Source organism: Streptomyces plumbidurans (genome assembly GCF_019857225.1).
Lineage (GTDB): Bacteria > Actinomycetota > Actinomycetes > Streptomycetales > Streptomycetaceae > Streptomyces > Streptomyces plumbidurans.
This window is the reverse complement of sequence record NZ_JAFJSY010000021.1, coordinates 46,322-66,335: the sequence shown is the minus strand read 5'-3', so window position 1 is coordinate 66,335 and position 20,014 is coordinate 46,322. Positions and strand designations below refer to the sequence as shown.

Sequence of the window (20,014 nt, the reverse complement as noted above, 5' to 3'; positions counted from 1 at the left end):
CAACTTGCCTTCGTAGAAGCATGAGTTGACGGGAGAAGCTCGTACGAGCCACCGGGCTCCCTAAGATCACCCCTACCAATTGCGGCCCGACGGGCTTCCCCCACGCGAGGACACGCCCCCACCCGCACGAGTCACTCGTGCCCTGGGGGAACCACCTCGTGTCCATGCTCCTGCTGAGGCTGTCCGCGCAGGACCTGCTCACCCTGAACGCAAGGCGCCGGATGGTGCCCCACCTCGCCGCTCGGTGGCAGCACTTCCGGGAGACCGAAGCCTCGCTCTCCGAGCGGACCGCCTGGGCGGAAAGCCTGGTCGAACTGGCCAAGGACCTCATCGAGGCCGGTCGCGGCAACGTGGAGATGATCGTCGAATGTGCCCCGACCGTCGACGAAGCCGAGAACCCCCGTGACCAGCGCCTCATCGACGTGGTGCTGGCCGGTCACCACCCCGAGACCTACCGTCCGTCGTTCCAGCTCGTGGAGCTGAAACGCTGGTCCACGGTCACGAGGGTCGAGCAGGCCACCGCCGAACTGGTCCATGTGCCGGGCATCTTCGAGCCGAAACGACACCCCGCCCTGCAGCTGCGCGAGTACTTCGAGCTCTTCACGAGCGACAAGGGGCCGCTGGCAGGGCACCTCATCGAATGCGGCGGGTTCACCTATCTCCACAACGCCACGGAGGAGTCGGTACGGCCGCTGCTTGCCGTGGAAGCACCCATGGGCCCCTACGCGCGCACCTACACCAAGGACCGACGCGACCGGCTGCTCACCGACTTACGCACGCACTTCGCGGAAGCGGGCGCCGACTCGGCGGCCGAACTCTTGCTGAAAGGCATGAACCTCCGCAACACACCGCTCCTCGACGCGATGATCAAGTCGCGCGGCGAGGACACCGTGTTTCAACTGCGCGGAAAGCAGAAGGAGGTGGCCGAGGACGTACTGGGCAGGGCGTCGCTCATCCTCGGTGACCCGGACCAGCCGAGCCTCATGGCGGACGACCGCCGCGCCGTGTTCATCGTCACGGGTGGAGCGGGCACGGGAAAGAGCGCCGTTGGACTGGAGCTCAAGGCGGAGTTCGAAGCCGACGGACGGACCGTCAAGTACGCGAGCGGCAGCAGAGCCTTCAACGGGGCGCTTCAAGAGCACGTCGGCTACGGCGACAAGGCGTTCAAGGAGAGTTTCACCTACTTCAGCAACTTCGTCGCGCCCCCCGATCCGCCGCTCGATGTCCTCATCTGCGACGAGGCCCACCGCCTGCGGGACCGCACCACCAACCGCTACCTGCCCGCCGAGCAGCAGGGAACGAAGCCTCAGGTGGACGAGCTGCTGGACGCCGCCCGTCTCACGGTGTTCTTCCTCGACGGCAGCCAGACGGTGCGTCCGAACGAGGTGGGCACCGTCGACCTGATCGAGAACGCCGCCAAGGCCCGCGGCATCGTGCCGGCCCGCCACGCACTCACCGCCCAGTACCGCTGCGGGGGAAGCGACGGCTACGTGCACTGGGTACGGAACGTTCTGGGGCTGACGGGAGAGGCACCGGGACCGTGGACCCCGGACGGGCTGATGCACGTGGAGGTCGCCGACAGCCCGGAGGAACTGGAACGGATCATCAGGACGGAGGCCGAGGCCGGCGCCTCCGCCCGCATGGTCGCCGGCTTCTGCTGGCCCTGGACCAAGCCGCAGGGCAAGGGCAAGGAGAGATGGCTGGAGGCCGACGTACGCATCGGCGACTGGCACCGGCCCTGGAACGCCGACAGCACGAGCTGGTGCGAGAACGGAACGGTGCCTCCCTCGAGGATCTGGTCGGTGGACCCGGCCGGGATCAACCAGATCGGCTGCGTCTACACCGCCCAGGGCCTGGAGTGGGACTGGTGCGGTGTGATCATGGGCGAGGACATGGTGCGCCGCGACGGCCGCTGGGTCTTCCGGCGCGGCAAGACCCGCAAGGACCCGGAGACAGGGGTCAAGCGTGTCGCGGTGCCCGGTTCCTTCGACCCGAGACTGCGGTGGAAGAGCCTGAGTGAGGAGGACTTCGCGCGGTGCGTCCGGCACGCGTACCACGTCCTCATGACGCGGGCGAGCCGTGCGACGGTCCTGTACTCCACGGACGAGGAGACACAGGCGTACCTCAAAGAAGTCGTCGGTGACGTGCACATACACGGCCTGCGACCCACGTGGGACAACCTCCCGGCAGTGGCCAGGGTCCCTCATCTCCCCCGCCCGACGGGGAAGCGCAGACGTTCACGCAACCGCAGGAAGAAGCAGAACCAGAGCCCTGCCGACCAGCGGCCGCTCTTCTGAGGAGGTCTGAGGAGAGTGGCGGGCGTTCCCGGGCCCGCCACATGCCTGCCTCAGACGAGCAGGTGCGCTGCCGCCGCCAGCACCTCCAACACCAGGTTGGAGACGATTCCGGCGGCGGCGCCGACGAGGATCTCGCGGATCCAGCGACGACGCGCAGGCTTGTACTCGACCGGTTCCATGAAGGGCCACTCCAGGTTGTGAGTTCGGAATGGCAGGGATCGCCCTACCGGGCATCCGCCCTCACCGAAGTGAGGTCCACGCGGTGGATTCACCATCCGTCACTCACGACCAGCGAACTGGCCCGCGGCTCCGCCTCGTACCCTCCGGGAAGGTGCGCAGCGAGGGACAAGCGTAGCGCACGGTTCGGGCGAGGAATCGGATTAACTTCTGGTCGGCGGACGGGAGTTGGTGCCTGCGATCCGCTCGGTGACGTGGCTGGGCCTCCCGGCGAGGCGGTGCGCGCGTCGTGAAGGGGTGCGTGCCCGCGGTGACGTGGGCGAATGTCGCGTATGCACTTCCTTCACGGGGGCTCCTCATGTCGGTGCCAGCCACTAGGATCTACTCACCTGGGGGTTTTCGCCCTCGCCTGACGGGTAGCTCCTGAAGCTCCCGGTCAGGCGGGTGAACGTTTCGACGAGCGGGGATGGCAGCAGATGCGGGAAGGCGGCCGGTGGACGACGGTCACCGAGTCGGAGTTCGTCCATGAGCGCCGCGGCCTGGAGGCGATCCGGGAGAAGCTGCCGGACTCCGACCCCTGGCGTGCCTGGTCGAACTTCACCTTCACCGCGAACACCGGGCACGTGCGCGAGGTGGACCTGCTGGTCGTCGCCCCCGGCGGCGTCTGCATGATCGAGCTGAAGGACTGGCACGGCTCGGTCACCTCCGAGAACGGCACCTGGGTGCAGACCACGCCCGGCGGCAGACGCCGCACGCACGGCAACCCGCTGCACCTGGTCAACCGCAAGGCCAAGGAGCTGGCCGGCCTGCTCGCGCTCCCCGGCCACAAGCGTGTCTGGGTCGCCGAGGCCGTGTGCTTCACCGACAACAGTCTGCGCGTACGGCTGCCGGCGCACGACCAGAACGGCGTCTACACCGTCCACCAGCTGGTCGAGATGCTCAAGCAGCCCCCGCGCGACGAGCGGCGCCGCATCACCGCGATCGGCTCGCGCGAGATCGAGGCGGCCCTCAAGAACATCGGCATCCGCAAGAGCGACGCGCAGTACAAGGTCGGCCCCTACGAGCTGGAGCGCAAGTCCTTCGATTCCGGGCCCACCTGGGCGGATTACCTGGCCCGCCACAGTGACCTGCCCGAGGCCGCTCGCGTCCGCATCTACCTCAGCGAACGCGGCTCGGACGCGACCCTGCGCCAGTCCGTCGAGAACGCCGCCCGGCGCGAGGCCGCAGTCCTGGGCCGCTTCAAGCACCCGGGTGTGGTCGAGCTCAAGCAGTACTTCCCCTCCGGGCATGCCGCCGGACCCGCACTGATCTTCGACTACCACCCGGCCACGCTCAAACTGGACGAGTACCTGGTCCAGTACGGCGAGAAGCTGGACATCCTCGGCAGGATGGCCCTGGTCCGCCAGCTCGCCGAGACCATGCGCTCCGCGCACTCCAGCCGCATCCACCACCGCGCGCTGGCCGCCCGCTCCGTGCACGTCGTCCCCCGGCGGCGCGGCGGGAAGGGACAGGCCGTGGGGGACGAGGCCGCCTGGCTCACCCCGCAGCTGCAGATCTCCGACTGGCAGATCGCCACCCAGCGCAGCGGCGACTCCTCCCAGGGCATGACCCGCTTCGCGCCGACCGCCCTGTCCGCCATGCACCTGGCCGACGACGCGGACGCCTACCTCGCGCCGGAACTCACAGCCCCCCGCCCCGACCCGGTCTACCTCGACGTCTACGGACTCGGCGTCCTCACCTACCTCCTCGTCACCGGCAAGGCACCCGCAGCCAGCCAGGCCGAACTGCTGGCCCGGCTGGAAGCTGGCGAGGGCCTGCGCCCCAGCTCCCTGGTGGACGGGCTCTCGGAGGACGTCGACGACCTCGTGCAAGCCGCCACCGCCTACCGGCCGGGCCAGCGGCTCTCCAGCGTGGACGAATTCCTGGAGCTGCTGGAGGTCGTCGAGGACTCCCTGACCTCCCCGGCCCCGTCCGCCACCGGCACCGACGGTCCGGGCGAGGAGGACGAGGCCCCCGCCGACAAGGACCCGCTGGAGGCCGTCGCCGGTGACGTGCTGGCCGGCCGCTGGGAGATCCGCCGCCGCCTCGGCACCGGCTCCACCAGCCGCGCCTTCCTCGTCCGCGACCTGGAGGCCGAGGCCCGCAAGAACCGCCCGCTGGCCGTGCTCAAGGTCGCCCTCTCCGACAACCGCGGCGAGATCCTGGCCCGCGAGGCCGAGGCCATGGGCCGCCTGCGCCCCCACTCCGGCATCATCCGCCTTGTAGAACCCGAGCCACTGCACATCGGCGGCCGTACGGTCCTGGTACTGGAGTACGTCGGCGACGAGCGCGACGACAACGGCCAGAACGGCCAGGCCACCGAGGCCGCACCCCGCCCACGCCGCCGCGAGGAGACCGTCGCCCGCCAGCTCCGCGAGAACGGCCGCCTACAGGTGGACCAGCTGGAGGCGTACGGCGACTACCTCTTCGGCGCCGTCGACTTCCTGGAGGGCGAGGGCGTCTGGCACCGCGACATCAAGCCGGACAACATCGCCATCCGCATCCGCCCCAACCGCACCCGCGAACTCGTCCTCATCGACTTCTCCCTCGCCGGCTACCCCGCGAAGAACACCGACGCGGGCACCGACGGCTACCTCGACCCCTTCGTCGACACCATCACCCGCGGCTCCTACGACTCCCACGCCGAGCGGTACGCCGTCGCCGTCACCCTGCACCAGATGGCCTCGGGCGAGCTGCCCAAGTGGGGCGACGGCAGCGTCCTGCCGCGCATGACCGATGCGAAGGAATGGCCGTGCCCGACGATCGCGGCCGAGGCCTTCGACCCGGCCGTACGGGACGGACTGGTCGCCTTCTTCCAGAAGGCCCTGCACCGCGACGCGGCCAAGCGGTACCCCGAGCTGAAGCCGATGCGGGACGCCTGGCGCAAGGTCTTCCTCGACGCCTCGCAGACGGTCCCGTCCAGCCACCGCACCCGCGCGTCGGCCCCCGCGGCCACGACCGATGGCGCCCCTGCCGAGGGTGCCGCCGCAGCGGCCATCGCCGACGCCGAGCCGGAGACCGCCGAGCAGCAGCGCGACCGGCTCGCCGCCGAAGTCACCCGCGACACCCCGCTGACCGTCTCCGGCCTCACGCCCGCCGCCCAGTCGTTCCTGTACGGCCTGGGCATCACGACGGTCGGTGAACTGCTCGACTACAGCCGCCGCAAGCTCGTCAACGCCCCCGGCCTGGGCGCCAAGACCCGCAATGAGGTCCAGAAGCGGCAGCGCGAGTGGGGCGAGCGGCTGCGCGAGATCCCCGTCTCGCCGCTGACGCCCAAGGGCCGGGCGGAGGCCAAGGAGGAGCTGGAACAGCTCACAGCCGCCGAGTCGGCCCTGGTGGGCAAGCTCGCGACGGGCGAATCGGCGAGCGCACTGCCCGCCCGCACCCTCCGCTCGGTCAGCCTCGACACCCTCGCCACCGTCTTCGTACCCGCCGTCAACAACAACGGTTCCAACCGCAACAAGGCGGAGATGGTACGGCTGTTGCTGCGCCTGCCCGACGAGCAGGGCGTCCTGCCGGACATCGGCGTCTGGCCGAAGCAGAAGGACGTCGCGGACGCGCTCGGGCTGAGCCACGGCCGTATCCCGCAGATGCTCAAGGACGAGCGCAAGCGCTGGAAGGCCGAGCCCGCCGTGCAGGCGCTGCGCGCGGAGATTATCGACCTGCTGGTGAGCATGGGGCGGGTCGCCTCGGCCGTCGAGATCGCGGACGCGCTGGCGGTACGGCGCGGCACGCACCTCGCGGGGCGCGAGCAGCGGCGCGCGATGGCGTTGGCGGCCGTACGGGCCGTGGTCGAGGTGGAACAACTCGTGCCCCAGGAGGCCGAGTTCCAGCACCAGGCGAACCGCAAGGCGACGGACGAGTCCCTGGGCGCGGGCCTGCTCGCGCTCGACGTACGGGAGACCGACGGCCCGGACACCCCGACCGCGCCAGGGTTGCTGGAGTACGCGACGCGTCTGGGTCGTACGGCGGACCGGCTGGCCAAGCTGGACACCTTGCCAACGGCGGCCACTGTGCTGGCCGAGCTGGGAGCGTTGACGGTGCCGCCCGGGGCGGTCAACTGGGACGAGCGACGGATGGTGGAGCTGGCGGCTGCGGCGTCGGTGAACGCTGCGGCCACTCCGCGCCTGGAGATCTATCCGCGCGACCTGCCGCTGGTACGGGCGCTGCGGCTCACGCAGGCGGGCCTGGTACGCCCGGTCCAGGGGATGCCCGAGGGCCTGCAGCCCGGCCTGACGGTCGAGACCGTGCACGAGCGGGTCCGCGCACGCTTCCCGGAGATGGTCGTCCCCGACGGCCACGGCGGCACGACCCACGAACTGCCCACCGGCGGCCCGCTCACCAAGGCGTTGCGCGACGCCGGCTTCGAACTGTCGCTGAGCATGCACGAACGCGACGGCGTCCTGCGCTACCTCTCGACCCGCGTCGACGACGCCTCCAGCTACCTCACCACGGGAGCGTGGCGGCAGTCGACCCGTACGGGCGCGGTGACGCGGTACGCGGACGACCCTCAACTCGCGGGCGCGGTACGGGCGGAGGAGCGGTTGCTCGCGTCGGCGCGTCGGGACGGGTACCGGGTGCTGACCGTACGGCAGCAGTTGGTACGGGACGCGGTGCGGGAGTTGGGCGCGGAACGGCTGGGCGCGGAGGCGGTGTCGGTGACCGAGCTGTTCCTGGAGGCCCTGCACGCGCAGGTCACTCCGGGCACGAAGCCCACCTGGGAGACCTTGCTCAAGGCGGACGCGGCTCAGCCAGGCTCGACGAGGGCGGTGCGGTTCGCTGAGTATGTGCGAACCGCGTGGGGCACTGTGGAGCCCCGCATCGCGGAGCTGCTGCGCAAGGGTGGCGACTCTGGCAGAGCTGTCATTCCCGTACTGCTGACGGAGGCTGGGGTGTTCGCGCGGTACGACGCGATGGGAGTCCTGGACCGGCTGGCGTCAGCAGCCCGGCAGGGCGGGCGGGGGCTGTGGCTCTTGGTTCCGCAGAGCGACCCCACGCGTGAGCCCCGGCTGGGGCAGGTGGCTGTGCCGTACCAGGCCGGCCTGGGGGAGTGGATTCAGCTTCCGGACACGTGGGTCGAGAACGCCCACCGTGGATCCGGCAAGGATGCGGCTAGCGCACGTACCAGTGCCCATGCCAGTGGTGTCGAGGGAGAAGCGAAATGATCGACCGCAAGGCTCTGTTGGACGACCTCAAGCAGCAGGTCAAGGCGGTCGAGGCGGACCTCGCACGACAGGTGAAAGCACTGCCGGAGGTCAGCGCGCGACTGCGGTCCGAGTACGACCAGGCCCGCAAGCTTGGACGTACGGCGGCGACGTGGACGTCCTGGCTGGACGAGCGGGTCACGCAGGTCGCGGTCGCGTGGGTGCTGGGGACCGTGTTCGTACGGTTCTGCGAGGACAACCGGCTGATCCCGGAGCCGTACCTGACGGGACCGGACGCCGACCGTCGGGAGCTGGCGGAGTCGCGGTACGAGGCGTACGTGGACTCGGACGAGGACCCGACGTATCGCGGGTGGCTGGAGAAGGCGTTCGAGAAGCTGGGGCAGGGGCAGGCCGGACGGCTGCTCTTTGATAAGCGGCACAACCCGCTGTATCAGGTGCCGCTGTCGCATGACGGTGCGCGGGAACTGGTCGAGTTCTGGCGGGGGCGGGACGAGTCGGGCGTTCTCGTCCACGACTTCACCGACCCGCTGAACGAGGACGGTACGGAGGGGTGGGACACGCGGTTCCTGGGCGACCTGTACCAGGACCTGAGCGAGGCGGCGCGCAAGACGTATGCGCTGCTGCAGACCCCGGAGTTCGTGGAGGAGTTCATCCTCGACCGCACGATGAACCCGGCGGTGCGGGAGTTCGGCTACGAGGACCTGAAGATGATCGACCCTACATGTGGGTCGGGGCACTTTGTCCTGGGGGCGTTCCGGCGGCTCGTGCGGTTGTGGGCGGCAGGGCAGCCGGGGCGGGACGTGCACGAGCGGGTACGGGCTGCGCTGGACTCTGTCCACGGGGTGGATATCAACCCGTTTGCGGTGGCTATTGCTCGGTTCCGGTTGTTGGTGGCGGCTATGGCGGCTAGTGGGGTGCGGACGCTGGGGGAGACGGCGAAGTTTGAGTGGCCGATCCACTTGGCAGTGGGGGACTCGCTCATCAAGGCTCGGCAATTGGAATTGGTGCTAGCGCTAGACGGTGAAGAAAAGGTAGCAGGTGACCCGCTGGCCTCCTTCGCATACCTCACGGAAGATGTGCAGGAAGAACCTCAAATCCTTGAGGAGGGTCGGTACCACCTCGTTGTGGGGAATCCCCCCTATGTCACGGTTAAGGATAAAAAGCTCAATGAGCTTTACCGTGAGCTGTACAGTGCTTGTTCAGGCACTTATGCGCTTTCCGTTCCGTTCGCCCAGCGATTCTTCGAGCTTGCTAAAAGAGGGGGAGCGGATGGGTTCGGTTATGGTTTTGTTGGGCAGATCACGGCAAGTTCCTTCATGAAGCGAGAATTCGGGACTAGGCTAATCGAAGAGTATTTTGCCCGTAACGTCGAGCTCACTGAGGTGATTGACACATCGGGTGCCTATATTCCCGGACACGGAACACCAACTGTGATTCTGGTTGGGAAGCGCCGGGCGGGTCGCATGCGTTCCGCAACTGTTCGGGCTGTCCGCGGGATTCAGGGAGAGCCCTCTGCCCCTCGGATCGGGCGAGAGGGTTTGGTCTGGAGTGCCATTGTCAGGCAGGTCGATCAGCCGGGCACGGTGAGCAGGTGGGTTGCTGTCGAGGACCTAGATCGTGAACACTATTTTGGTAAGCATCCGTGGGTTCTGTCAGATGGCGGAATCGAAGTCATGGGGCAAATGGCCAAGGCTGGCGACCGCTCACTCAAGTCCATTATTGAGCCGCCTATTGGGCGTGCTATTCGAGCTGGGGCGGACGAGGCGTACCTTCGCCCTTCCCGTAGAACTTATAGGACGGTTACTGGTCCAGAAGGCCTCCGACCTCTGATGGTTGGCGAAGTGGTGCGAGACTGGGACGCTAATCCGACCGAATCAATCTGGTACCCTTATGCTCCAAATATTGACACGCGGTCTCTAGAAGTAGATTTGTGGCCACTTCGGCGAGTTCTAGAAGCCCGTCGTACCTTCCAAGGTGACATGGCTGCAGCTGGCCTGCGGTGGTGGGATTATATGCAGTACACGGCTTCTGCGTATCGTACTCCGCTTTCCATTTCGTTCTCCTTTGTTGCTACACATAATCACTTCGTGCTGGATCGGGGGGGCCGGGTATTTAATCGGTCTGCGCCAGTCATCAAGCTTGCTACCGACGCTACCGAGAAAGATTATCTGCGTGTTGTCGGAATCCTAAACTCATCTTCTGCGTGTTTTTGGCTAAAGCAAGTTAGTCATAATATGGGGAGTACGGTTGACTCTAAGGGGGCTCGCCAAAGCACCCTTCCATTCGAAGATTTTTTTCAGTTCAATGGGACACCAATGGCGGAATTTCCGGTCCCTGCCGAGTTGCCGAGCGGGTTGGCTGCCGCCATTGACACACTAGCTCAACGACTTACGTCAGTCGGTCCGAGTGTCATGCTGACTGAGCGCACTCCAACATCTGCGGAGCTCAGGGAATGTAGGAGTCGGTGGGAATCCGTTCGCGCCCAAATGATCACTCTCCAAGAGGAACTCGATTGGCAGGTCTACTCGCTCTACAATCTGCACTCCGAAGACCTCCGCGTATCCGAGGACCCCGACGACCCCAATATCCCCGAACTCGCCCTCGGTGAGCGTGCCTTCGAGATTGTGCTCGCGCGCCGCGTGGCCGCAGGCGAGGCCAGTGATGAGTGGTTCAAGCGGCACGGGTCCACGCCCATCACGGAGATCCCCGCTCACTGGCCCGCCCCCTACCGGGAGATCGTCCAGAAGCGGATTGACGCCATCGAGTCGAACCGGGCCATCGGCATGGTCGAGCGGCCCGAGTACAAGAGGCGTTGGGCGACCGAAGGTTGGGACGCGCTGCAGGAGAAGGCCCTGCGGGCCTGGCTGCTCGACCGGATGGAGAACCGCGACCTCTGGTTCGACCAGAACGGGCAGCCGACCATCCTCACCCTGGCCCGCCTCACCGACGCGCTTTCGCGCGACGAAGACTTCGTCTCCGTCGCCAAGCTCTACGCGCCCCGTAAGGACTTCGCGAAGGTCGTCGCCGAGCTGATCACCGACGAGCACGTGCCGTTCCTCCCGGCCCTGCGCTACAAGCCGTCCGGGCTCAAGAAGCGCGCTGACTGGGAAGAGGTGTGGGACCTCCAGCGCAAGGAGGACGCTGCTCCCGACGAGCCCGCCAAGCGGAAGATCCGGGACTCCATCCCCGTGCCGCCGAAGTACACCTCGGCCGACTTCCTCCGCCCGTCCTACTGGCGGGCGCGCGGCAAGCTCGACGTGCCGAAGGAGCGATTCATCTCCTACGGGCAGACCAACTCCGCCACCCCCGAGCTGTACGGCTGGGCCGGTTGGGACCACAAGGAGCAGGCGCAGGCCCTCGCCACGTACTTCACCAACACGGCACTGTCCACCGAGGAGATCACGCCGTTCCTCGCCGGCCTGCTGGAACTCCAGCCGTGGCTGTACCAGTGGCACAACGAGTTCGACATGCTCTACAGCGGCTCCCCGGCCGACTTCTTCGCCGGTTACCGCCAGCAGATGCAAGGCGAGCACGGGCTCACAGACGACGACCTCCGTGGCTGGCGTCCTCTGGCCGCGACGCGGGGTCGTCGCGCAGCAGTGAAGCAGTAGATAGGAGTAGGTCGACATCCGTCGGTGCGGGGGTCGCTCGGGGCGTGTGCGAGTGGCCCCCGGTCGGTACGCGCAGTTCGGCCCAGACGGTTTTGCCTGGGGCGGCCGGGCGAGGGGTGACGCCCCAGTCGTTCGCGAGCGCCGATACGAGGAGCAGGCCCCGCCCGGACTCGGATGCCGAGTCGGGAGTTGGGGGAGTGGACGGAGGTCGCCTCTCGGCACGGGTGTCGGTCACCTCGATGCGGAACACCCCCTCGGTCAGCGTGAGTTGGATGTGGAAGTCCCGGCCGGGGACGTTGCCGTGGCGTACCGCGTTGGCGGTGAGTTCTGCCGTGATGAGGGTGAGCGCTTCGTTTACGGGAGTCGCGTAGGGGTGACCCCAGTCGTTCAGGCGGTGCGAGACGAGCCGGCGGGCTAAGCGGGCGCCGCGCGGAGTTGAAGTAAAGCGCATGGCGAACTCGTGTTCGGGAGCTGGGCACTGGGGCATATGCCCGTTCGGGGGAGTTGCTGACTTCATGCGGTCAACCGTCGCGGACTCTGCGTAGCGTTGAACAGGAGCAACGCGCTGACGGGCGTGGGCTGTACGCGGGCGCGGTGTGCTTGTACGCGGTGTTGGGCGTGACCGGTTTGAGAGCCCCGCGTTGGGCGGGCGGGTCCGGTGGCTGTGAGGGTCGTACGGGAGGAGCTGCGGCGTGGACGACGAGGTTCAGCAGCCGGAGTACGAAGACGGGACGGGCATGTTGTGCGTCTTCGGGCGGCAGTTGAAGCTGTTCCGGGAGCGGGCAGGGATGGACCGTGTGCGGTTCGGCTCGCTGACCGGGTACTCGGCCTCGACCATCGCGTCGTTCGAGCAGGGGAGGCGCATTCCTCCGCCGAAGTTCATCGATCAGGCGGATGAAGTGCTAAGCGCGGGCGGGGTGTTGAGAGCGAGCAAGGAGGAGGTGGCTCGCGCTCAGTACCCGGCGTTCTTCCGCGATGCGGCCAAGCTGGAGGCCGAGGCGGTTGTGCTGCATGTGTACGCCACCCAGGCGATGCCGGGACTCTTGCAGTCCGAGGAGTACGCGCGAGCTGTGTTCGCCATGTGGCTCCCTCAGCTGGACGAAGAGATCATCGAGCAACGGTTGGCCGCCCGACTGGCACGACAGCAGATCTTCGATCGGAGGCCTGCTCCGCATCTGAGCTTTGTAGTCGAGGAGGCCGTACTTCTGCGGCCCCTCGGCGGTAGGGCGGTGTGGCGGGTGCAGTTGGAGCAGCTCTTACTCGTGGCGGAGAAGCGGAACGTGGAGATCCAGGTGATGCCACTCTCCCGTCAGGAACATGCGGGACTGGCCGGTCCGTTCACCTTGATGGAGATGAAGGATGGGCGCAGGATCGCCTACGCGGAGGTGCAAGGCGACAGCCGTGTGCACACGGAGCGAGAGAAGGTCCGGGAGCTTGAACGTACGTACGGAACTCTGCGCGCACAGGCCCACACTCCGGCAGAATCACGTGCGTTGATCGAGAAGCTGTTGGGAGAGAGATGAGCGGGGAGAAGGTCAGGCTCGGCCTGGACGGACTGGCCTGGTTCAAGAGCAGCTACAGCGCCGGTAACGGTGGCGAATGCGTCGAAGTCGCCGCCCTCCCCGGCACCGTCCACGTCCGCGACTCCAAGGACACAACCCGCGCCACCCTGGCCGTAGACCCCACGGCATGGACCACGTTCGTAAAGTTCGCGGCACTCTGACAACGACAAGACGAAGGCCTCGGCACGCGTAGCGCTCGCGCTTGCCGGGGCCTCCGCATATGTGCTGCACCTGTGAGGTAACCTGCACCTAGTGGGCACAATATGCACACAAGTGCGCGGAGTTACTGTAAGTTCCTGCTATGAACGAGGGCAAAGCGACCGAGAACCCCGAGTCCCGCTTCTCCGTGGCGCTGGTGAGCGCGGCGAGGCTTCCCGGTGTCCGCATCCACAGGGAGGCGTATCTCCGGAAGGCGCTGGCGCGCTATTGCTCCGAGGAGGAGATCCGCGTAGCCGTCGAACAGACCCCCGCCGTGGCGGGCATCTCGCTCGACGTGCTGGACAAGGCGGCCAACGACTCGATCCGCTACGAGACCGCGAAGGTCAGCGCGCTCTCGGCCGCCGCCGGCCTACCGGGTTTCATGGCCCTCCCCGCGACCGTGCCCGCCGACCTGGCGCAGTACTTCAGCCATATGTTGCGGATCGCGCAGAAACTCGCCTACCTCTACAGCTGGCCGGACCTGTTCTCTGACGACGGCGATGCCGTCGACGACGCGACGATGGGTGTGCTGACGCTGTTCTTCGGCGTGATGTTCGGTGCCCAGTCGGCGAACGCCGCCGTAGGTAAGGTCGCCGAGATGATGGCGAAGCAGGTCGCCAAGAAGCTGCCACAGAAGGCGCTCACCAATGGCGTCATCTACCCCATCGTCAAGAAGGTCGCGGCTTACATCGGTGCCGAGATGACGAAGCAGACCTTCGCGAAGAGCGTGTCGAAGGCCATCCCGGTCGTTGGGGCCGCCATCTCCGGCACGCTCACGTTCGCCACGTACCGGCCCATGGCGAAGCGCCTGAAGAAGCACCTCGCCGACTCGGAACTGGCGAAGCCGATGCCCCGAGTTGTGGTGGTGGAAGCCGAGGAGGTCTACGAGCCCTCCGTCGTCGCACAGGCTGAGAACCCTGCTCCGGACGAAACCGCCGTCGCGGCCGAGGGTTCCCCGTCCGCGTAGCTCACTCGCAGCCTGGCTGCCCTGCCCTGCCCTGGCCGTAGGCCCGTATCCCGTCAGTGCGGGGCGCGGGCCCGCACGATGAGCGTGCCCACGTTCTCGGGATCCGGTGCCTCCAACACCTGGGCGTCGACGTCCACGAAACCGTGTCGCTCAAGGATCTCGGTCCAGTCCTCCGGCGTGTAGGCCCAGCGGTAGATCCACAGCCGGCGGCCTTTGAAACCGGCCCCGTACATGCCCTGGACGCCGTAAGAGCCGGGCACTGCGGGGGCGTTGGAGAAGGCGAGCACTCCTCGGGGAGCGAGGCACTGGCGGACCAGCGGAAGCAGGCGTTCGGGGTCGGTGAACCACAGCGCGCCCCACACGCTGTAGATGGCGTCGAACCGCTCTTCGTCGTCGCCGGCGGTCGTGAGGTACCGGCACACCTCACCTTGTTCGAAGCGGGCGCCCGGGACGTGCCCGTACCGCTCGCGGGCCCGTTCGCACTGCACACCGGAGATGTCGACTCCGGTGGCCCGCACGCCCTTGCGGGCCAGGTATGCCACGTTACGGCCGCGTCCGAAGCCGAGTTCGAGGGTCGTGTCAGGCTGCTCCAACAGCTCCTCGCCGGGGCCGTGACCGTCGTACTGGGTCCAGCCGAACGTCAGCGGTTCGGCCGGTTCCTCGTCCTTCACCCCCTCCCCGTACCGGTTCCAGTAGGTCTCGAGGTCGTGGCTCATGGCGCGTTGGTCCCCATCTGACAGCGGTACGACGGACGTCCCGGCTGGGATGGGGGTGACGGTAGTGGTCACGGCGGACGGATTTCTGCTGGATCTCCGGAGTTTCAGTCGTACGGGAGGAGGCCGACTCCGCGGTGCGGGGCCGGCCTCCGGTGATGTTCGGCTAACTGAAACGTCCGTGCGTTCCCGGGTCAGTGGCAGTTGCTACCAGGGGCGCAGGGCGAGCACTGGAGCGCGTCCTTCTCCCACAGCGGCCAGTCGATCGCGAAGCCGTTGCTCTCTATGACCTGGGCGGTGCGCATGACGGTGCCATCGTTCTTGCGCTCGATCTCAGGGACGTGGTGGAGGAACCAACCGTCGAAGTTCCTGGCGCAGAAGTCGGCGTAGTTGCGGGTGTCGAGGATGAAGGCGTGGACACCCATGTCCACCAGGTAGCCGCAGCCGATCTCCAGGCCCTGGCCCCACTTCTCCATGGCAGTGATGAGGTAGGCGATGGCCTGGCCGAAGATGCGCTCCGCCGTCACGGTGTCGAACGGGTTGTCGCGGACCAGGAGCTTGATCTCCCGGTCCCACACCTCCGGGGAGACGAACGAACGCGGGTCCCGGACCTCGGTCCTGCGAGTGGTGATGGTTGTCATGGTGGTGCTCCCTTCGTTGTGGGTGTGCCGTGGTCGGGTGTGCCTGTTCCGCTCCACCACGGAAGCCTCTGGCCGGAGCTCGGGGAAGCGGCCCGGCGCAGTGCGCACGCCTTGTGCGTGATGCGCAAGCGCTGTGCGTGCGCCCTGCCGGTGACAGGCCGTCAGAGCTACGGTGGGTGGCACCGCGGGGGGACCGGGGGAGAGCCGAATGGGCACTGGTGTGGGGACACGCATCGACACCGTGACCGCCGCCGCGGATCTCGGCGCGGTCATCCGCGCCGCGCGTGCCGCCGTACGGATGACTCAGGTCCAACTCGGGCGGCAGTGCGGGTATTCGGCGTCGGCGGTGAGCCGTATCGAGTCGAACAAGTTGGTGCCGCCGCGCGACACGCTGCTGCGCCTGGCCGCGGCGCTCGGTGTCGAGCCCGTAGCGCTGGGACTGGTGCCTCACCCGGGCGAGTTACGCGCGGGACATGATGCGTCGAGGGCGGCTCCCGCGGGAAGGGTGGCCGTTAGGGTGCTGGGAAACGCAGACCCTGACCGCCAGGAGGACGAGCCGGTGCGACGCAGGCAGTTACTCGCGGGAGCAGTCGGCCTCGGGGCCGCCATGGCCACTGGGCAGGGGCGTGCCGTCGCGAGCAACAGGGCGTCGGACCCAGCGGGTCTACTGGAAGCCGCACTCTTCCAACCGCAGCCGGCCAAGCCCATGTCGCCGGCCCGGTTGCAACACGCCCTCAGCGCCGCCCGTCGGGACTTCAGGGCTGCCCGTTACGCGGTGCTGGGCGAGGATCTGGGCCGGCTGATCGCAGTCGGCGAAGCCACGCGCGAAGTCACGACCGGCGCTGCTCGAGTGCAGACCCAGTCGGTGGTGGCGCGTTCGTACGTGCTGGCCAGTGAGTTGGCGGTCAAGGTGAACTCCGATGTCGCATGGGCGACCGCCGACCGCGCGTTGAACGCCGCGCGGGAGAGCGGTCAGCCCGCGCCGCTGGGGGAGGCTGTACGGGTCCTGGCGATCGCGATGCGCCGATCCGGCCGTGCCGGGTCGGCGGTGCATCTTCTCGCCCGCACGGCGGCCGAGCTGGGCGGAGAGAACTCCGTGCAGGCCCACGCCGTACGCGCATCCCTGCTCTTGACCGGCGCTTACTCGGCCGCGCAGGCAGGTGACCGGGCCACGGCACTTGACCTGGCCGGAGAGGCCGAGGAGACCGCCGCGCGGCTCGGCGCCGACCCTCGTGTCGAGCTCTACACGGTCGAGGCCACCCCGGCGCAGGTGGCTCTCTATCGGATCGGCATCCACAACGTCCTGGGCACGCCGGACGAAGGCGTGGCCTACGCCCGCAGCATCTCGCCGACTGTGTTCCCCACAGCCGAGCGGCAGGCTCGGTATTGGACGGACGTCGCGCGCATGTGGGCACAGATCGGCGACCACCACCGCACCTACACGGCCTTGCGCGCAGTCGACCAGGCCGCGCCCGAGGAGGCTCGCCGACCCTCTGTACCGGCGCTCACCGCCGACCTGCTGTACACCTCCGCCCGTCTGCCCAAACTGCGGGAGTTCGCGGCCCGTACCGGCGCGGCGTGAACTCGCAGGTCTACGAAGGCGAAACGACGCGCTGTTCACCCTCGGCTTCACCGACCGTCCGACCGCGTGAGAGTCTCGGCTCACGCGGGCCGGGTTCGCCGCGGTCGACGCGCCGGTCTTCGATGCACCCGAATTCGGGCGCAACGGGGCCCTGCTCGTCAGCGGTCGCTCCATGCCGACACAGTCATGAGCGTTCTGCAGGACGCGATCACCGCTGAGGCAGGCACGTCGGGCCGGGGCTTTCGCCGTCGCCCGGTGAATCGACGCTCGCGGCGGACTCGCAGGGGGCGAGTCCGGCCAGGAAGGCCTCCGTGGCCGTGGCCCCGGCGGCGCCGATGTCCTGCTGGATACGCAGCGCCTCGCGCGCCCGTGCGCGGGCGGTGCCGATGTCACCTGCCGCCTCGGCGGCCCGGGCGAGCCCGGCCAGCGCTTCCGCTTCCTCCAGGGGACTGCCCAGGCTGCGGGCGATGTCCAGGGCAGACTCGTGTGCGGCCGAGGAGGCAGCCGCAGCACCGGCGGACAGCTCCAGCCTGCCCAGCGAGTTGTTCGTCGCGGCCACGCCCAGGCGATCATCGAGCTTGCCGTAGAGGTCGTGCGCCTCGCCGAGGCGCCGACGCGCCTCGTCCGGCCGGCCCGTGGCCAGCAGCACGTCGGCGGACTCCTTGAGCGCACAGGCCAGCCCCAGGTCCTCGCCGATCGCGCGGTAGAGGGTCAGCGAGGAGGCGAAGGCATCCTCGGACTCACGGTCCCTGCCGAGCTGATGCAAGGCGGCGCCGTAGTCGATGAGCAGTTCCGCTTCTAGGGACCGGTCGGCGAGCGTGCTCGCCAGCTCCCGTGCCCGGGCGAGGAGTTCGGCGGATTCCTCGTATTGGCCCATCAGGCGCAGGACGCTGCCCAGCTTGGTGGTCGCCTGCGCCTCGACGAGGGCGATCCCCAGTTCCCGGGAGAGCGCGATCGCCTCGCCGAGGGCGTCCTGGGCCTTGTCGTAGTGGTCCATGAAGTAGTAGGTGTTGCCGAGGTTCTTGAGCGCCGTGACCCGGCCCAGCACGCTGTGCAGCTCCTCGTAGAGGGGGAGCGCCTCGGTGAGCCGGCGCTCGGCCTCGGGGTAGTCGTCGACGATATAGGCCAGGGTGCCGAGTTCGACCAGCGCGTCCGCCACGCCCAGGCGGTCGCCCGCCGCACGGCTCAGCTCCAGCGCCCGGCGGTAGCTGTCCCCGGCCTCGGCGGTCCGTCCGGTCAGGAAGCACACCGAGCCCTGCTCCAGCAGGGCGGCGGCCCGGCCGCGTTCGTCCCCGGACGCGGAGAAGGCGTCGAGGGCGGCGGTCGTGGCGCTCTCGGCCCTCGGGTAGTCGCCGTGGTTGCGGTGCGCGTTCGCGAGTTCCAGGAGGGCGGTGGCCTCCGCCACTGGATCGCCCATCTCCCGTGCCGCCGCCACCGCTTCCTGGTGCAGCCCGGCGGCCACGTCCCAGGGCCCGCTCAGGCGCAGGTGCTGTGCCATGGAGGCGGTCAGAGCGACCACCCGGGGCGGACTGCCGGAGGCGGTGCGCAGGCAGGCGAGGAGATTGCCGCGCTCCGCCGCCATCCACGCCATCGCCGCTTTGCGGTCCCCGAGCGCGGGCAGCTCGTGGGTGGCACCGGTCGTGCGGGCACTGGGCGAGAGGGCGGCGGGGGCCGAGGCCGCCGGCGGACGGAGCAGGCGGTCGGCGACGAGGGAGGCGTCCTGGAAGTAGTCGAGCAGCCGCTCCACCGCGTTCCGCCGCAGCTCGGGGTCCCGGGTCTCGTTCAGTCCGCGCAGATACTCGGCGATCAGGTCGTGGAGTTCGTAACGGCCGAAGACGTGCTCGTCCAGCAGGTTGGCGTTGTACAGGGCTTCCAGCTGACGGGTGGTGCCGCGCACCGTGGCGGTCGTGAGCGCGGCGCCAGCGTAGGCGTCCAGGTCGGGGCCCGGGTGCAGCCCCAGCGTGGTGAAGAACTCCCGCCGGGCGGGAGGAAGGGCGCGGTACGACAGCTCGAAGGCGGCCGCCACCTCGCGGTTGCGGACGCGCAGGGCCGCTAAGCGGTCCGTCCCGTCGCGCATCTCCGCCACCAGGTGCTCGACGGTGAGCGTCTTCCGGTTCCTCATGCGCGCCCCGAGCAGGGAGATGGCCAGCGGCAGGTGCCCGGCCAGCTCCATCAGTTCGCCCACCGGGCTGCCCGGCGGCAGCGGACGTTGTGCCGTCCGGCGGAACATCTGCGCCGCCTCCTCCGGTGTGAGCACGTCCAGAGCGACCGTCACCGCGTCGAGGCCGGTCATCCGGTGCCTGCTGGTCACCAGGACCAGGGACGAGGGGGAGCCCGGCAGCAGCGGGCGGACCTGCGCGTCGTCCTGTGCGTTGTCCAGGACCAGCAGCACCTTGCGGTCGGCCATGAGGCTCCGCCACAGGGCGGCGCGCTCCTCCAGGGAGTCCGGCAGGTGGCGCGGCGAAACACCGAGCGCCGACAGGAGGTCCGCAAGCGCTTCGGCCGGAGACACGGTCGGCTGAGCCGAGAACGCGTGCAAATTCACGAAGAGTTGCCCGTCGGGAAACCGTTTGCGCAGCGCGTGACCGGCGTGCGTGACGAAGGCCGATTTTCCCACGCCCGGTTTGCCGTCCACCGCGTGCACGGCGATCACCCGGCCACCGGCCCTGGCCTTCCGCACGCCATCGGTGAGCAGTCGGAGTTCCCGCTCGCGGCCGGTGAAATGCGCTGTGTCACGGGGGAGTTGGTTGCGGGGCGGCACCTGTGGCCTGGTGTCGGCCACCGAGGACAGGTTCTCCAGGGCGTCGAACAGGGCGAGTATGTCGCGGCGACGCAGGTCGGCGACGCCCTTCGGTCCGCCGATGACGCTCAGGCAGTGATCGACGTACTGCTCCACCAGTGACCGGTCGAAGGAACGCCGCCACTCGCCACGCTCGATCATCGAGATCGTGGACTTCGATCTGCCCGTCGGTTCCCGCAGGTCGGTCAGCGTGAGCCCGGCGTCGCGGCGCAGCCGCTTCATCTCGCGCCCCAGCGCGGCCTTGTGTTCGTTGGTCATGTTT

At 68.2% G+C, this 20,014-nt stretch carries 12 protein-coding genes; 7 read left to right on the top strand and 5 right to left on the bottom strand.

Annotated features, from left to right (window positions below):
* The first annotated feature begins 164 nt into the window (after positions 1-164).
* Positions 165-2,297, top strand: coding sequence for a DUF2075 domain-containing protein (locus JYK17_RS16545; RefSeq protein ID WP_234548515.1), 2,133 nt, complete (start codon positions 165-167; stop codon positions 2,295-2,297).
* A 50-nt stretch (positions 2,298-2,347) separates the two neighbouring features.
* Here the strand turns inward: JYK17_RS16545 and JYK17_RS16540 are convergent, their stop codons facing one another.
* Positions 2,348-2,476, bottom strand: a complete 129-nt coding sequence (locus tag JYK17_RS16540) for a DUF6408 family protein (protein ID WP_016431608.1) — start codon at positions 2,474-2,476, stop codon at positions 2,348-2,350.
* 474 nt (positions 2,477-2,950) lie between these two features.
* Between JYK17_RS16540 and pglW the strand changes: the two genes are divergently transcribed.
* Both pglW and pglX read left to right on the top strand, forming a co-directional pair.
* Positions 2,951-7,678 (top strand): BREX system serine/threonine kinase PglW, encoded by a 4,728-nt coding sequence (pglW, locus tag JYK17_RS16535; RefSeq protein WP_222810635.1) that lies wholly within the window; start codon positions 2,951-2,953, stop codon positions 7,676-7,678.
* Positions 7,675-11,289 (top strand): BREX-2 system adenine-specific DNA-methyltransferase PglX, encoded by a 3,615-nt coding sequence (gene pglX / locus JYK17_RS16530; RefSeq protein WP_128801446.1) that lies wholly within the window; start codon positions 7,675-7,677, stop codon positions 11,287-11,289. Before pglW ends, pglX begins: the two co-directional genes overlap by 4 nt.
* Here the strand turns inward: pglX and JYK17_RS16525 are convergent.
* A complete protein-coding gene (locus JYK17_RS16525) occupies positions 11,216-11,740 on the bottom strand; it encodes an ATP-binding protein (RefSeq protein ID WP_234548516.1) in 525 nt (174 codons plus the stop codon). The two genes, pglX and JYK17_RS16525, sit on opposite strands and share 74 nt — an antisense overlap.
* A gap of 241 nt (positions 11,741-11,981) precedes the next feature.
* Between JYK17_RS16525 and JYK17_RS16520 the strand changes: the two genes are divergently transcribed.
* From JYK17_RS16520 to JYK17_RS16510, 3 genes are all read left to right on the top strand, one after another.
* Entirely contained in the window at positions 11,982-12,812 is an 831-nt protein-coding gene (locus JYK17_RS16520) for a helix-turn-helix domain-containing protein (protein WP_108006178.1), read from the top strand.
* On the top strand, positions 12,809-13,012 hold the full coding sequence (locus JYK17_RS16515) for a DUF397 domain-containing protein (protein WP_108006176.1): 204 nt from the start codon (positions 12,809-12,811) through the stop codon (positions 13,010-13,012). The genes JYK17_RS16520 and JYK17_RS16515 overlap by 4 nt, the downstream gene beginning before the upstream one ends.
* Before the next feature lie 140 nt (positions 13,013-13,152).
* A complete protein-coding gene (locus tag JYK17_RS16510) occupies positions 13,153-14,016 on the top strand; it encodes a hypothetical protein (RefSeq protein WP_128801444.1) in 864 nt (287 codons plus the stop codon).
* Between the two features lie 53 nt (positions 14,017-14,069).
* Here JYK17_RS16510 and JYK17_RS16505 read toward each other — a convergent pair whose 3' ends face one another.
* Positions 14,070-14,732 (bottom strand): class I SAM-dependent methyltransferase, encoded by a 663-nt coding sequence (locus JYK17_RS16505; protein ID WP_128801443.1) that lies wholly within the window; start codon positions 14,730-14,732, stop codon positions 14,070-14,072.
* 191 nt (positions 14,733-14,923) lie between these two features.
* Positions 14,924-15,370 (bottom strand): glycine-rich domain-containing protein, encoded by a 447-nt coding sequence (locus tag JYK17_RS16500; protein ID WP_128801442.1) that lies wholly within the window; start codon positions 15,368-15,370, stop codon positions 14,924-14,926.
* Positions 15,371-15,578: 208 nt separating this feature from the next.
* Between JYK17_RS16500 and JYK17_RS16495 the strand changes: the two genes are divergently transcribed.
* Positions 15,579-16,952, top strand: coding sequence for a helix-turn-helix domain-containing protein (locus JYK17_RS16495; protein WP_222810634.1), 1,374 nt, complete (start codon positions 15,579-15,581; stop codon positions 16,950-16,952).
* Positions 16,953-17,160: 208 nt separating this feature from the next.
* Here JYK17_RS16495 and JYK17_RS16490 read toward each other — a convergent pair whose 3' ends face one another.
* On the bottom strand, positions 17,161-20,010 hold the full coding sequence (locus JYK17_RS16490; protein WP_222810633.1) for a tetratricopeptide repeat protein: 2,850 nt from the start codon (positions 20,008-20,010) through the stop codon (positions 17,161-17,163).
* Positions 20,011-20,014: the final 4 nt, after the last annotated feature.

Coding starts and splice junctions, on each gene's coding strand:
- JYK17_RS16545 (WP_234548515.1), top strand. CDS start 165: ATGCTCCTGCTGAGGCTGTCCGCGCAGGACCTGCTCACCCTGAACGCA.
- JYK17_RS16540 (WP_016431608.1), bottom strand. CDS start 2,476: ATGGAACCGGTCGAGTACAAGCCTGCGCGTCGTCGCTGGATCCGCGAG.
- pglW (WP_222810635.1), top strand. CDS start 2,951: ATGCGGGAAGGCGGCCGGTGGACGACGGTCACCGAGTCGGAGTTCGTC.
- pglX (WP_128801446.1), top strand. CDS start 7,675: ATGATCGACCGCAAGGCTCTGTTGGACGACCTCAAGCAGCAGGTCAAG.
- JYK17_RS16525 (WP_234548516.1), bottom strand. CDS start 11,740: ATGCGCTTTACTTCAACTCCGCGCGGCGCCCGCTTAGCCCGCCGGCTC.
- JYK17_RS16515 (WP_108006176.1), top strand. CDS start 12,809: ATGAGCGGGGAGAAGGTCAGGCTCGGCCTGGACGGACTGGCCTGGTTC.
- JYK17_RS16510 (WP_128801444.1), top strand. CDS start 13,153: ATGAACGAGGGCAAAGCGACCGAGAACCCCGAGTCCCGCTTCTCCGTG.
- JYK17_RS16505 (WP_128801443.1), bottom strand. CDS start 14,732: ATGAGCCACGACCTCGAGACCTACTGGAACCGGTACGGGGAGGGGGTG.
- JYK17_RS16500 (WP_128801442.1), bottom strand. CDS start 15,370: ATGACAACCATCACCACTCGCAGGACCGAGGTCCGGGACCCGCGTTCG.
- JYK17_RS16495 (WP_222810634.1), top strand. CDS start 15,579: ATGGGCACTGGTGTGGGGACACGCATCGACACCGTGACCGCCGCCGCG.
- JYK17_RS16490 (WP_222810633.1), bottom strand. CDS start 20,010: ATGACCAACGAACACAAGGCCGCGCTGGGGCGCGAGATGAAGCGGCTG.